General features: G+C 71.2%; 10 protein-coding genes. 8 read left to right on the top strand and 2 right to left on the bottom strand.

Translation table 11 applies throughout. The annotated features are described in order from the left end of the window. Positions 1-141: 141 nt before the first annotated feature. A complete protein-coding gene (locus ACFU7Y_RS05980) occupies positions 142-1,119 on the top strand; it encodes a TerC family protein (protein ID WP_224275329.1) in 978 nt (325 codons plus the stop codon). A 76-nt stretch (positions 1,120-1,195) separates the two neighbouring features. Here ACFU7Y_RS05980 and ACFU7Y_RS05975 read toward each other — a convergent pair whose 3' ends face one another. Then, on the bottom strand, positions 1,196-1,849 hold the full coding sequence (locus ACFU7Y_RS05975; protein ID WP_224275327.1) for an MBL fold metallo-hydrolase: 654 nt from the start codon (positions 1,847-1,849) through the stop codon (positions 1,196-1,198). Positions 1,850-1,894: 45 nt separating this feature from the next. Continuing rightward, positions 1,895-2,632 carry a maleylpyruvate isomerase family mycothiol-dependent enzyme gene (locus tag ACFU7Y_RS05970; RefSeq protein ID WP_380766593.1) on the bottom strand — a complete coding sequence of 246 codons (738 nt, stop codon included), beginning with the start codon at positions 2,630-2,632 and terminating at the stop codon, positions 1,895-1,897. Positions 2,633-2,922: 290 nt separating this feature from the next. Between ACFU7Y_RS05970 and uvrA the strand changes: the two genes are divergently transcribed. The 7 genes from uvrA to gap all read left to right on the top strand — a co-directional run bounded on the left by uvrA (position 2,923) and on the right by gap (position 12,977). Then, positions 2,923-5,835 (top strand): excinuclease ABC subunit UvrA, encoded by a 2,913-nt coding sequence (gene uvrA, locus ACFU7Y_RS05965; protein ID WP_224275323.1) that lies wholly within the window; start codon positions 2,923-2,925, stop codon positions 5,833-5,835. Between the two features lie 118 nt (positions 5,836-5,953). After that, positions 5,954-6,385, top strand: a complete 432-nt coding sequence (locus ACFU7Y_RS05960; protein ID WP_224275321.1) for a Rieske (2Fe-2S) protein — start codon at positions 5,954-5,956, stop codon at positions 6,383-6,385. An 84-nt stretch (positions 6,386-6,469) separates the two neighbouring features. Beyond that, complete coding sequence (gene uvrC / locus ACFU7Y_RS05955) at positions 6,470-8,509, top strand: excinuclease ABC subunit UvrC (RefSeq protein WP_380766592.1); 2,040 nt, start codon at positions 6,470-6,472, stop codon at positions 8,507-8,509. A gap of 124 nt (positions 8,510-8,633) precedes the next feature. Then, the gene (rapZ, locus tag ACFU7Y_RS05950; protein WP_224275363.1) at positions 8,634-9,512 is read left to right on the top strand and encodes an RNase adapter RapZ; all 879 of its coding nucleotides are present in this window, start codon (positions 8,634-8,636) and stop codon (positions 9,510-9,512) included. A gap of 63 nt (positions 9,513-9,575) precedes the next feature. Next, entirely contained in the window at positions 9,576-10,673 is a 1,098-nt protein-coding gene (gene yvcK / locus ACFU7Y_RS05945; protein ID WP_374119903.1) for a uridine diphosphate-N-acetylglucosamine-binding protein YvcK, read from the top strand. Beyond that, positions 10,664-11,644, top strand: a complete 981-nt coding sequence (gene whiA, locus ACFU7Y_RS05940) for a DNA-binding protein WhiA (protein ID WP_224275316.1) — start codon at positions 10,664-10,666, stop codon at positions 11,642-11,644. Before yvcK ends, whiA begins: the two co-directional genes overlap by 10 nt. A gap of 325 nt (positions 11,645-11,969) precedes the next feature. Next, a complete protein-coding gene (gap, locus tag ACFU7Y_RS05935; protein ID WP_224275312.1) occupies positions 11,970-12,977 on the top strand; it encodes a type I glyceraldehyde-3-phosphate dehydrogenase in 1,008 nt (335 codons plus the stop codon). Positions 12,978-13,037 lie beyond the last annotated feature (60 nt).

The following is a 13,037-nucleotide window of genomic DNA, read 5'->3' as shown; positions in this document are numbered from 1 at the left end:
ATTCCTCGACAGCCGACCCCGTCATCACGGGTGCCCGTCGCGGCACCCCGGGGCGCTGGTCCGACGTGGCTTTGCCCGGCGGGCGGAAGAGACCTCCGGCAGTGACGATGACTGTCTCGCCTAGCTGCCGGAGGAGCAGTAGTGGACGTTTCCGTAACCATGTGGGTCACCACGATCGGTGTGCTGATCGCCCTGATCGTGGCCGACTTCTTCATCGGTGGACGCAAGCCGCACGAGGTCTCGATCAAGGAGGCCGGGATCTGGACGGTCGTCTGGGTCGTGCTGGCGCTGATCTTCGGCGGTTTCCTCTGGTGGCATTCCGGCGCCGAGCCGGCGGGTGAGTTCTTCGCGGGTTACATCACCGAGAAGTCGCTCAGTGTCGACAACCTCTTCGTGTTCATCCTGATCATGGGCAAGTTCGCCGTCCCGAAGATCTACCAGCAGCGCGTGCTGATGTTCGGTGTGATCATCGCGCTGGTGCTCCGGGCGGTGTTCATCGCCGGCGGCGCCGCGCTGGTCTCCGAGTTCTCCTGGGTGTTCTTCATCTTCGGCGGCTTCCTGATCTGGACGGCCTGGAAGCTGGTCAAGGAGGCGCGGGCCGAGGAGGAGGACGAGGAGTTCGAGGAGAACCGCCTGCTCAAGTCGATCACCCGGCGCTTCCCGTCCACTGACGGCTACCGCGGCACCAAGCTCCTGGTCCGGGAGAACGGCCGCCGGCTGATCACCCCGATGCTGATCGTCATGCTGGCGATCGGCACTACGGACGTGCTGTTCGCGCTGGACTCGATCCCGGCCATCTTCGGCCTCACCCAGGACCCGTACATCGTCTTCACCGCCAACGCCTTCGCCCTGATGGGTCTGCGCCAGCTGTACTTCCTGATCGGCGGCCTGCTGAAGAAGCTGGTCCACCTGTCGTACGGCCTGTCGGTGATCCTCGGCTTCATCGGCGTGAAGCTGGTGCTGCACGCCGCGCACGAGGCGGGCGCGACGTGGGCCCCGGAGATCGGCATCCCGTTCTCGCTGGGCTTCATCGTGGTGGTGCTGGCCGTCACCACGTTCACCAGCCTGCGGGCGTCGAAGAAGGCCGAGCAGGCCGAGCGCGAGAAGCTCGACGCCTGACGCCTGACCCGGTACTGCCGAGGCCCCCGTGACCGCTTCCGGTCGCGGGGGCCCCGGCCGTTCGGCGGGGGGCGGACTACCAGCCGCGTTCGCGCCATTCCTCCAGGTGCGGGCGCTCGGCGCCGAGGGTGGTGTCGTTGCCGTGGCCGGGGTAGACCCAGGCCTCGTCCGGCAGGACGTCGAAGACCTTCTCGGTGACGTCCCGGTAGAGCGTGCGGAAGGCCTCCGGGTCGCCCCAGGTGTTGCCCACGCCGCCGGGGAAGAGGCAGTCGCCGGTGAAGACGTGCGGGTGGCCCTGCGGGTCGTCGTAGACCAGCACGATCGCGCCCGGGGTGTGGCCGACCAGGTGCCGGACGGTCAGCTCCACGTCGCCGACCCGCAGCCGGTCGCCGTCCGCGAGCAGCAGCTCGGTGGGGACGTCGATGCCCTCGGCGTCGTGCTCGCCGGCGGCCGTCCGGGCGCCGGTGGTGGCGACCACCTCGGCCAGTGCGCCCCAGTGGTCGTGGTGCCGGTGGGTGGTGACCACCGTTTCGAGGTCGTCCCCGACGGTCTCCAGCAGCACCGGCGCGTCGGCGGCCGCGTCGATCAGCAGCTGCTCGTCGGTGGCCCGGCAGCGCAGCAGGTAGGCGTTGTTGTCGTACGGGCCGACGGCCACCTTGGTGATGATCAGATGGGCCAGCTCCCGCACGTCCGGCGGTCCGCCGACCTTGACCGCTCCGTGGTACGTCATCCGTTCGCTCCCTCTCCAGTGGCTCCTGGGATCATCCTCGCGCCGTCAGCCCATCGGGGGAAGCTGGGGGAGGGCGGTGTCGGGGGTGCGGCGCAGGCCGTCCCCGGCGGACCGGCCGGAGAGCCAGGCGGTGAGGGCGCGGACGGGGCCCTCGACAGTCAGGGCCGGCTCGCCGGTGCCGATCACGGCGCGGTCCTCGGTGTCCTCGGCGACCAGTTCGACGGCGGGCAGGCCGGCCTTCTCGGCCAGGCCGGCGGCGAGCTTGCGGAACTGGGCGGCGGCGAAGGACTCCGGCCAGTGCGCGGGGGTGTACCCGGCGTCCAGGTCGACGTGGTGGTACTCCAGCTCCACCAGGCGCTTGGCCGGGATGTCGGAGGCCGGGAAGAGGTAGCCGAAGCGGTGCCTGACCTGGACGGCCCAGGCCTCGTCGGCCATCAGCGCGGCGGCGGCCAGGAAGCGCTCGTGGGAGTCGCGCAGGTCGGCGAGCTGGACCTCCAGCGGGCGGGGCGCGTCGCGCTCGATGCCCTGGTCGCGGGCCTCGTCGCTGGCGTACTGCGGGACGTCGGTGCCGGTGCGGGCGCCGGTCAGCAGGTTGACCAGGGAGTCGGCGTTGCGGGCGAGGTGGGCCAGCACGTGGCCGCGGGTCCAGCCGGGCAGCGCGGAGGGCTCGGCGAGGGCCTCGGGCTTCAGTTCGGCCGCGGTGTGCAGCAGGTGCCGGGTGCTCTCCTCGACCTGGGCCAGGTGCCGGGCGGCGGAGGCGGCGGCGGACTGCGGGTCGGTCATCGAATCTGCCTTCTGTGACGAGACGGCGCGTTGCCCAAGGGGGCTTCGCTCGTTGACCAGGCGACGCTACCCCCGAATCCGGGCCCTGAGCAGGGGGTTTTCCGGCGCGGACACGGCGGGCGCACGGTGCGGGTACGGACGGTCCGGGGGTGGCCTTCACTCGTTCGGGTGGCCTCCACTGGACAGAGTCGATATTCGAACGCCTGAGCTATAGGCTGGCTGCCGCATCCTGGAAGAAGTACCGAAACTCACCGCAAGCCCTCTCGCCCCGGAGAAAGGCGCCAGAAGCAGTGGCCGACCGCCTCATCGTCCGCGGTGCTCGCGAGCACAACCTCAAGAACGTCTCGCTCGACCTGCCCCGCGACTCCCTCATCGTCTTCACGGGCCTCTCCGGCTCCGGCAAGTCCTCGCTCGCCTTCGACACGATCTTCGCCGAGGGCCAGCGCCGCTACGTCGAGTCGCTGTCCTCCTACGCCCGTCAGTTCCTCGGGCAGATGGACAAGCCCGACGTGGACTTCATCGAAGGCCTCTCCCCGGCCGTCTCGATCGACCAGAAGTCCACCAACCGCAACCCCCGTTCGACCGTCGGCACCATCACCGAGGTCTACGACTACCTGCGCCTGCTGTTCGCCCGGATCGGCAAGCCGCACTGTCCGCACTGCGGCCGCCCGATCGCCAAGCAGTCGCCGCAGGCGATCGTGGACAAGGTGCTGGAGCTCACCGAGGGCACCCGCTTCCAGGTGCTGAGCCCGGTGGTGCGCGAGCGCAAGGGCGAGTTCGTCGACCTCTTCGCCGACCTCCAGTCCAAGGGCTACTCCCGCGCCCGCGTCGACGGTGAGACGATCCAGCTCGCCGAGCCGCCGAAGCTCAAGAAGCAGGAGAAGCACACCATCGAGGTGGTGATCGACCGCCTGACCGTCAAGGACAGCGCCAAGCGGCGGCTCACCGACTCGGTGGAGACGGCCCTGCGGCTGTCCGGCGGCATGGTCGTGCTCGACTTCGTCGACCTCCCCGAGGACGACCCGGAGCGCGAGCGGATGTACTCCGAGCACCTCTACTGCCCGTACGACGACGTGTCGTTCGAGGAGCTGGAGCCGCGCTCGTTCTCCTTCAACTCGCCGTTCGGCGCCTGCCCGGACTGCTCGGGCCTGGGCAACCGGATGGAGGTCGACGCGGAGCTGGTCGTGCCGGACGTCGAGCGCTCGCTGGACGAGGGCGCGATCCACCCGTGGTCGGCCGGGCACGCCAAGGAGTACTTCCAGCGCCTGATCGACGCGCTGGCCGAGGAGCTCGGCTTCCGCACCGACATCCCCTGGGCCGGGCTGCCCGCCCGCGCCAAGAAGGCGCTGCTGTACGGGCACAAGCACCAGGTGCAGGTCCGCTACCGCAACCGCTTCGGCCGGGAGCGTTCGTACAGCACCGGCTTCGAGGGCGCGATCCCGTTCATCCAGCGCCGGCACACCGAGGCGGAGAGCGACAGCAGCCGCGAGCGCTTCGAGGGCTACATGCGCGAGGTGCCCTGCCCGACCTGCCAGGGCACCCGGCTCAAGCCGGTGGTGCTCGCGGTCACCGTCGAGGGCAGGTCGATCGCCGAGGTCTCCTCGATGTCGATCAGCGACTGCTCCGAGTTCCTGGGCGCGATGAAGCTGAGCGCCCGGGACAAGCAGATCGCCGAGCGGGTCCTGAAGGAGGTCAACGAGCGGCTGCGCTTCCTGGTCGACGTCGGCCTGGACTACCTCTCGCTCGACCGCGCGGCCGGCACCCTGTCCGGCGGCGAGGCCCAGCGCATCCGGCTGGCCACCCAGATCGGCTCCGGCCTGGTCGGCGTGCTGTACGTGCTGGACGAGCCGTCCATCGGCCTGCACCAGCGGGACAACCACCGGCTGATCGAGACGCTGGTGCGGCTGCGCGACATCGGCAACACCCTGATCGTGGTCGAGCACGACGAGGACACCATCAAGACCGCGGACTGGGTGGTCGACATCGGCCCGGGCGCCGGCGAGCACGGCGGCAAGGTGGTGCACTCCGGCTCGCTGAAGCAGCTGCTCGGCAACAAGGAGTCGCTGACCGGCCAGTACCTCTCCGGCAAGCGGTCCATCCCGATCCCGGCGGCCCGCCGAGACCGGGACAGGAAGCGCCAGTTGACGGTGCACGGCGCCCGCGAGCACAACCTCAAGGACGTCACCGTCGGCTTCCCGCTCGGTACCCTCACCGCGATCACCGGTGTCTCCGGCTCCGGCAAGTCGACGCTGGTCAACGACATCCTCTACACCCACCTCGCCCGGGAGCTGAACGGCGCCCGCAGCGTGCCCGGCCGGCACACCCGGATCACCGGCACCGACCTGGTGGACAAGGTGGTGCACGTCGACCAGTCGCCGATCGGCCGCACCCCGCGGTCCAACCCGGCCACCTACACCGGGGTGTTCGACCACGTCCGCCGGCTCTTCGCGGAGACGCAGGAGGCCAAGGTCCGCGGCTACCTGCCCGGCCGGTTCTCCTTCAACGTCAAGGGCGGCCGCTGCGAGAACTGCACCGGCGACGGCACCATCAAGATCGAGATGAACTTCCTGCCGGACGTCTACGTGCCGTGCGAGGTCTGCCACGGCGCCCGGTACAACCGGGAGACGCTGGAGGTGCACTACAAGGGCAAGTCCATCGCCGAGGTGCTGGACATGCCGATCGAGGAGGCGCTGGGCTTCTTCGAAGCCGTCCCGGCGATCGCCCGGCACCTGCGGACGCTCAACGACGTCGGCCTCGGCTACGTCCGGCTCGGCCAGTCCGCGCCGACGCTCTCCGGCGGTGAGGCGCAGCGCGTCAAGCTCGCCTCGGAGCTCCAGAAGCGCTCCACCGGGCGGACGGTCTACGTGCTGGACGAGCCCACCACCGGCCTGCACTTCGAGGACATCAGCAAGCTGATCAAGGTGCTCAGCGGGCTGGTGGACAAGGGCAACACGGTGATCGTCATCGAGCACAACCTCGATGTGATCAAGACCGCCGACTGGGTCGTCGACATGGGCCCCGAGGGCGGCTCCGGCGGCGGCACGGTGGTCGCCGAGGGCACCCCGGAGCAGATCGCCGCCGTCCCGGAGAGCCACACCGGCAAGTTCCTGCGGGACATCCTGCCGGCCGACTTCGCGGACGCCCCGGTCGCCGCCCCGGCGAAGAAGGCGCCGCGCAAGCGCGCGGTCGCAGCGAAGAAGTAGTCCCGTCCACCCACCGGCCGCTCCCGCCGCTCCCGTTGTCCGGGTAGTCAGGGAGCGGCCGGTGGGTGCGGCATAGACTTCCGTGGTCCCTCGCAGCAGCAACCGTAGGAGCACACCGATGTCCGAGGCCCCCGAGACCAACCCCACCGCCTCCCGCCGCACCCTGCTCTGCGGGGCCGCGGCCGTCCTGGCGGCCGGCGGCACCGTGGCGGTCACCGGATGCAGCTCCTCCTCCGGCGGCAGCGCCCCCAAGGGCCCGGTCGACCTCGGCCCGGCCTCGGCCGTGCCGGAGGGCGGCGGCAAGGTCTTCCGCGAGCAGAAGATCGTGGTGACCCAGCCCACCGCCGGCCAGTACAAGGCGTTCAGCGCCAAGTGCACCCACGCCGGCTGCGTCGTGGACCAGGTGAAGAACGACCAGATCCAGTGCCCCTGCCACGGCAGCCGGTTCGCCATCACCGACGGCGCCGTGCAGGACGGACCGGCCTCCTCCCCGCTGCCCTCCTACACCGTCACGGTCGAGGGCGGCAACCTCAAGGTGACCCCGAGCTGACCCAGTTGAGCGCCTCGCGACCGCCACGGTCCCCCCTGACGATCTCCGCCCCGCGGCCCCGGCCCCACTCGGTACGGTGGACTCATGGCTGACCCGAGCACCTACCGCCCCGCGCCCGGTGCGATCCCGACTTCCCCCGGCGTCTACAAGTTCCGTGACGCCCACGGCCGGGTCATCTACGTCGGCAAGGCCAAGAGCCTGCGGCCGCGCCTGTCGTCCTACTTCCAGGACCTGGCCGGCCTGCACCCGCGCACCGCGACCATGGTCACCACCGCCGCCTCGGTGGAGTGGACCGTGGTCGGCACCGAGGTCGAGGCGCTCCAGCTGGAGTACTCCTGGATCAAGGAGTTCGACCCGCGGTTCAACGTCAAGTACCGCGACGACAAGAGCTATCCGGAACTCGCCGTCACCCTCAACGAGGAGTACCCGCGGGTCCAGGTGATGCGCGGGGCGCACAAGAAGGGCGTGCGCTACTTCGGTCCGTACGGGCACGCCTGGGCGATCCGCGAGACGGTCGACCTGCTGCTGCGCGTCTTCCCCGTCCGCACCTGCTCCAACGGCGTCTTCAAGCGCGCCCGCCAGGTCGGCCGGCCCTGCCTGCTCGGCTACATCGGCAAGTGCGCCGCGCCCTGCGTCGGCAAGGTCTCGGCGGACGAACACCGCGCGCTGGCCGAGGACTTCTGCGACTTCATGGCCGGGCGCACCGGCAACTACCTGCGCCGGCTGGAAGACCAGATGCAGGAGGCAGCCGCCGAGCTGGAGTACGAGAAGGCGGCCCGGCTGCGGGACGACATCGGCGCCCTCAAGCGCGCGATGGAGAAGAACGCCATCGTGCTCGCCGACGCGACCGACGCCGACCTGCTGGCCGTCGCCGAGGACGAGCTCGAAGCCGCCGTGCAGATCTTCCACGTCCGTGGCGGCCGGGTGCGCGGCCAGCGCGGCTGGGTCACCGACAAGGTCGAGGACGTCGACACCGCAGGCCTGGTCGAGCACGCCCTCCAGCAGCTCTACGGCGGCGGCGAGTCCGTCCCGCGCGAGGTGCTCGTCCCCGCCCTGCCCGACCAGGTGGAGCCGGTCCGCGCGTGGCTGAGCGGCCTGCGCGGCAGCCAGGTCGACCTGCGCATCCCCCAGCGCGGCGACAAGAAGGACCTGATGGCCACCGTGCAGCGCAACGCCCAGCAGGCGCTCGCACTGCACAAGACGAAGCGCGCCTCCGACCTCACCACCCGCAGCCGCGCCCTCCAGGAGATCGCCGACGCGCTGGAGCTGGACTCCGTCCCACTGCGCATCGAGTGCTACGACATCTCCCACCTCCAGGGCGAGGACGTGGTCGCCTCCATGGTCGTCTTCGAGGACGGACTGGCCCGCAAGAGCGAGTACCGGCGCTTCCAGATCAGGGGCTTCGAGGGCCAGGACGACGTCCGCTCGATGCACGAGGTGATCAGCCGGCGCTTCCGCCGCTACCTCCAGGAGCGCGAGCAGACCGGCGAGTGGGCCGTCCCCGAGGAGGACGACCCCGACACCGCCACCGGCGGCGCCCGGGACGAGGACGGCCGCCCCAAGCGCTTCGCCTACCCGCCCCAGCTGCTGGTCGTCGACGGCGGCCGGCCGCAGGTCGCCGCCGCCAGGCGTGCCCTGGATGAGCTCGGCATCGACGACGTCGCGCTGTGCGGCCTGGCCAAGCGCCTGGAGGAGGTCTGGCTGCCCGGCGAGGACGACCCGGTGGTGCTGCCCCGCTCCAGCGAGGGCCTCTACCTGCTCCAGCGGGTCCGCGACGAGGCGCACCGCTTCGCGATCAGCTATCAGCGCAACAAGCGTTCCAAGCGACTCACCGCCGGGGAACTGGACTCCGTCCCGGGCCTCGGCGAGACTCGCCGCCGGGCGCTGCTCAAGCACTTCGGCTCGCTGAAGAAGCTCCGGGCCGCCACCGTGGACGAGCTCTGCGAGGTACCCGGCATCGGACGCCGCACCGCGCAGACTGTTGCGGAGGCGTTGTCGTCCCGTACACCCGCCGCACCCGCGGTCAACACCGCGACCGGCGAGATCATCGAGGACGGGGCCGAGCAGGCCGCCGAGCCGGTGGCAGCAGCACCCCAGACCGCACCATCCCAGGAGACGCCATGACGGCCGACGCCGCCCGTCAGCCGGTGTGCCCCGGCCCCGCCCGCCTGCCCGGGCCGGGAAAGGGCGGCCGAGCCGTGCGCGTTCTCCCCTTCAGAAAGACCGAGAGCGGGGAACCGAAGTGACCGTGTCAGACGTGGGCGAGAACGCGCCGGAGCTGGTGATCATCTCCGGTATGTCCGGAGCCGGCCGCTCCACCGCGGCCAAGTGCCTGGAGGACCTCGGCTGGTTCGTGGTGGACAACCTGCCGCCGGCCCTGATCCCGACCATGGTCGACCTGGGCGCCCGCTCCCAGGGCAACGTCGCCCGGATCGGCGTGGTCGTCGACGTCCGCGGCCGGCAGTTCTTCGACGACCTGCTCACCTCGCTGGACGAGCTGGAGAAGCGCGGCGTCCGGCTCCGGGTCGTCTTCCTGGACTCCTCCGACGAGGCGCTGGTGCGCCGCTTCGAGAGCGTCCGCCGCCCGCACCCGCTGCAGGCCGACGGCCGGATCGTGGACGGCATCGCCCGGGAGCGCGACCTGCTGCGCGACCTGCGCGGCGAGGCCGACCTGGTGATCGACACCTCCAACCTCAACGTGCACCAGCTGCGCGCCAAGCTCGACGCCCAGTTCGCCGACCACGACGAGCCCGAGCTGCGTGCGACCGTGATGTCCTTCGGCTTCAAGTACGGCCTGCCGGTCGACGCCGACCTCGTGGTGGACTGTCGCTTCCTGCCCAACCCGCACTGGGTGCCCGAACTGCGGGCCCGCACCGGCACCGACGCGGACGTCGCCGACTACGTCTTCCAGCAGCCCGGAGCCAACGAGTTCCTGGACGGCTACGCCCAGCTGCTGCGCATCATCACCGAGGGATACCGCCGCGAGGGGAAGCGCTACATGACGCTTGCCGTAGGCTGCACCGGTGGCAAGCACCGCAGCGTCGCCATGTCCGAGCGTCTGACCAAGCGTCTCATCGCCGACGGAGTCGAGACGGTGCTCGTCCACCGTGACATGGGACGGGAGTAACCGCCGCCTTCCTGCCGGGCCCGCCGGCGGAGCGGTTGGCGGGCCGAGGAACGCGAGGTGATTGTGGCGGGATATGTGCCCGGGCGGCAGCCGCAGAGCAGGACCGGTGACCGGGCGGGCAGCCCGGCCCGGCCCACGGCGCCGGGCCGCCCGCGCAGCAGTCCCTCCCGCGCCAAGCCGGCCCCCAGGATCACCGCGCTCGGCGGCGGGCAGGGCCTGTCCGCCTCGCTGTCCGCGCTGCGCCGGCTCACCAGCGACCTCACCGCGGTGGTCACCGTCGCCGACGACGGCGGCTCCAGCGGGCGGCTGCGCGAGGAGCTGGGGGTGCTGCCCCCGGGCGACCTGCGCAAGGCGCTGGCCGCGCTGTGCGGGGACGACGACTGGGGCCGCACCTGGTCCGAGGTGATCCAGCAGCGCTTCACCGGCAACGGCGAGCTCGGCGGCCACGCGGTCGGCAACCTGCTGATCGTCGCGCTCTGGGAGAAGCTGGGCGACCCGGTGGCGGCGCTGGACTGGGTCGGCCGGCTGCTCAACGTGCAGGGCCGGGTGCTGCCGATGTCGGCCGTGCCGCTGGACATCGAGGCGACCGTCCGTGGCCACGACCCGGAGCGCCCCGGCGAGGTCACCGCGGTCCGCGGCCAGGCCGACGTCGCGGTGACCCCGGGCACCGTCCAGTCGATCCGGCTGCTGCCGGACGGGCCGCCCGCCGTCCCGGAGGCGGTCACCGCCGTCCGGGAGGCGGACTGGGTGGTGCTCGGCCCCGGCTCCTGGTTCACCAGCGTGCTGCCGCACCTGCTGGTGCCCGAGCTGGCCGCGGCGCTCACCGAGACCCGCGCCCGCCGTCTGCTCACCCTGAACCTGGCCCCGCAGCCCGGGGAGACCGAGGGCTTCACCCCGCAGCGTCACCTGGAGGTCATCGCCGACCACGCTCCGGACCTCGCGGTGGATGCGATCCTGGTGGACGAGCGCGCCGTGACCGGCGGGGCCTTCGGCCAGGCCGACCTGGACGGCCTGGAGAAGGCCGCCGAACGGATGGGGGCCGCTCTGGTGCTCGGCTCGGTGGCCCGCACCGACGGGACGCCGCGACACGACCCCGAGCTGTTGGCGGCAGCGTACGACCGGATTTTCCGGACACATGGAAGGATCGGGCCATGGCGATGACTCCAGCGGTGAAGGACGAGATCAGCCGGCTCCCGGTCACCCGGGCCTGCTGTCGCAAGGCGGAGGTGTCGGCGATCCTGCGGTTCGCGGGCGGGCTGCACATCGTGAGCGGCCGCATCGTGATCGAGGCGGAGCTGGACACCGGGGCGGCGGCACGGCGGCTGCGCAAGGACCTGCTGGAGATCTTCGGGCACTCCTCGGACCTCGTGGTGATGGCCCCCGGCGGGCTGCGCCGCGGCAGCCGCTTCGTGGTCCGGGTGGTCAAGGACGGCGAACTGCTCGCGCGCCAGACCGGGCTCGTCGACGGCCGCGGCCGCCCGATCCGGGGCCTGCCCCCGGCGGTCGTCTCCGGTGCCACCTGCGACGCCGAGGCGGCCTGGCGCGGGGCCTTCCTGGCGCACGGCTCGCTCACCGAGCCGGGCCGCTCCTCCTCGCTGGAGATCACCTGCCCCGGCTCCGAGGCCGCGCTCGCGCTGGTCGGCGCCGCCCGCCGGCTCGGCATCCCGGCCAAGGCCCGCGAGGTGCGCGGCGTGGACCGGGTGGTGATCCGCGACGGCGACGCGATCGGCGCCCTGCTGACCCGGCTCGGCGCGCACGAGTCGGTGCTCGCCTGGGAGGAGCGCCGGATGCGGCGCGAGGTGCGCGCCACCGCCAACCGGCTGGCCAACTTCGACGACGCCAACCTGCGCCGCTCGGCCCGTGCCGCGGTGGCGGCCGGCGCCCGGGTGGCCCGCGCGCTGGAGATCCTCGGCGACGAGGTGCCCGAGCACCTGGCCGCGGCGGGCCAGCTGCGGATGCAGCACAAGCAGGCCTCGCTGGAGGAGCTGGGCGCGCTCGCCGACCCGCCGCTGACCAAGGACGCGGTGGCCGGCCGGATCCGCCGCCTGCTGGCGATGGCCGACAAGCGCGCCTCCGAGCTCGGCCTGCCGAGCACCGAGGCCAGCATCACCGACGAGATGGTGCTGAACTGACGTTCACGGTCCGTGACCGAAACGCGGCCGGTGTCCGGATTTCCGGGCACCGGCCGTCGGCGTTTCCCGGCGGTCTCCCGAACGGTCCTCCGGACCCGCCGACGCTCCCGAATTGGTAGAGACCACTGGCCCGGGACCAACTGCCCGGCGGACCAAGGCCGGACGGCCTGAAATCGGGTTTCGGCCGCGCCACGCCCAGTCTCGGCAGGCGGCGCGATGTGCCGTCGCAGGCCCGGGAGGGGTAGGGTCATAGGCGGTCGGGGACTTCCCAAATCTCACCCCCGTCGGGGCTCTGTCCCGGCGTACCTAACGAGGAGATCGGTTCGTGACGATCCGGGTAGGCATCAACGGCTTCGGCCGCATCGGCCGCAACTTTTTCCGCGCGGTCAAGGCTCAGGGCGCGGACATCGAGATCGTCGGTGTCAACGACCTCACCGACACGAAGACCCTGGCTCACCTGCTCAAGTACGACACCACCCTGGGTACCTTCCCGGGCGAGGTCTCGCACACCGAGGACAGCATCACCGTCGACGGCCACACCTTCAAGGTGACCGCCGAGCGTGACCCCGCGAACCTCCCGTGGGCCGCCCTGGGCGCCGACATCGTCGTCGAGTCCACCGGCATCTTCACCAAGGCCGAGGCCGCGAAGAAGCACCTCGCCGCCGGCGCGAAGAAGGTCATCATCTCGGCGCCCGCCAGTGACGAGGACGTCACCATCGTGCTGGGCGTCAACGACGACACGTACGACGCCGCCAAGCACGACATCATCTCCAACGCCTCCTGCACCACCAACTGCGTGGCGCCGATGGCCAAGGTGCTGCACGAGAGCTTCGGCATCGTCAAGGGTCTGATGACCACCGTCCACGCGTTCACCAACGACCAGGTGACCCTGGACTTCCCGCACAAGGACCTGCGCCGCGCCCGTGCCGCGTCGCAGAACATCATCCCGACCTCGACCGGTGCCGCCAAGGCGACCGCCCTGGTCCTGCCGGAGCTGAAGGGCAAGCTGGACGGCACCTCGCTGCGCGTCCCGGTCCCGACCGGTTCCATCACGGACCTGGTCGTCACCCTGGAGCGCGAGGTCACCAAGGACGAGGTCAACGCGGCCTTCCAGAAGGCCGCCCAGGAGGGCCCGCTCAAGGGCATCCTGGCCTACACCGAGGACCCGATCGTCTCCTCGGACATCGTCAACGACCCGGCCTCCTGCATCTTCGACTCCAGCCTCACCATGGTCCAGGGCAACCAGGTCAAGGTGCTCGGCTGGTACGACAACGAGTGGGGCTACTCGAACCGCCTCGTCAACCTGACCGCCCTCGTCGGCGGGCAGCTCTGACCTTGCGGGAGCTGACGTGATGTAGGGGCGAGGGCCCGGTCGGCGTACGGTGCCGACCGG

It is taken from the genome of Kitasatospora sp. NPDC057542 (assembly GCF_042801945.1).
In the GTDB taxonomy this organism is placed as follows: domain Bacteria; phylum Actinomycetota; class Actinomycetes; order Streptomycetales; family Streptomycetaceae; genus Kitasatospora.
The sequence above is the reverse complement of the archived record's forward strand: the minus strand, read 5'-3'. Positions and strand labels throughout refer to the sequence as shown.

What these genes read in the sequence shown, in the direction of transcription:
- ACFU7Y_RS05970 (WP_380766593.1), bottom strand. Translation starts at nt 2,632, where the DNA reads ATGACCGACCCGCAGTCCGCCGCCGCCTCCGCCGCCCGGCACCTGGCC.
- uvrC (WP_380766592.1), top strand. Translation starts at nt 6,470, where the DNA reads ATGGCTGACCCGAGCACCTACCGCCCCGCGCCCGGTGCGATCCCGACT.
- whiA (WP_224275316.1), top strand. Translation starts at nt 10,664, where the DNA reads ATGGCGATGACTCCAGCGGTGAAGGACGAGATCAGCCGGCTCCCGGTC.
- ACFU7Y_RS05975 (WP_224275327.1), bottom strand. Translation starts at nt 1,849, where the DNA reads ATGACGTACCACGGAGCGGTCAAGGTCGGCGGACCGCCGGACGTGCGG.
- ACFU7Y_RS05960 (WP_224275321.1), top strand. Translation starts at nt 5,954, where the DNA reads ATGTCCGAGGCCCCCGAGACCAACCCCACCGCCTCCCGCCGCACCCTG.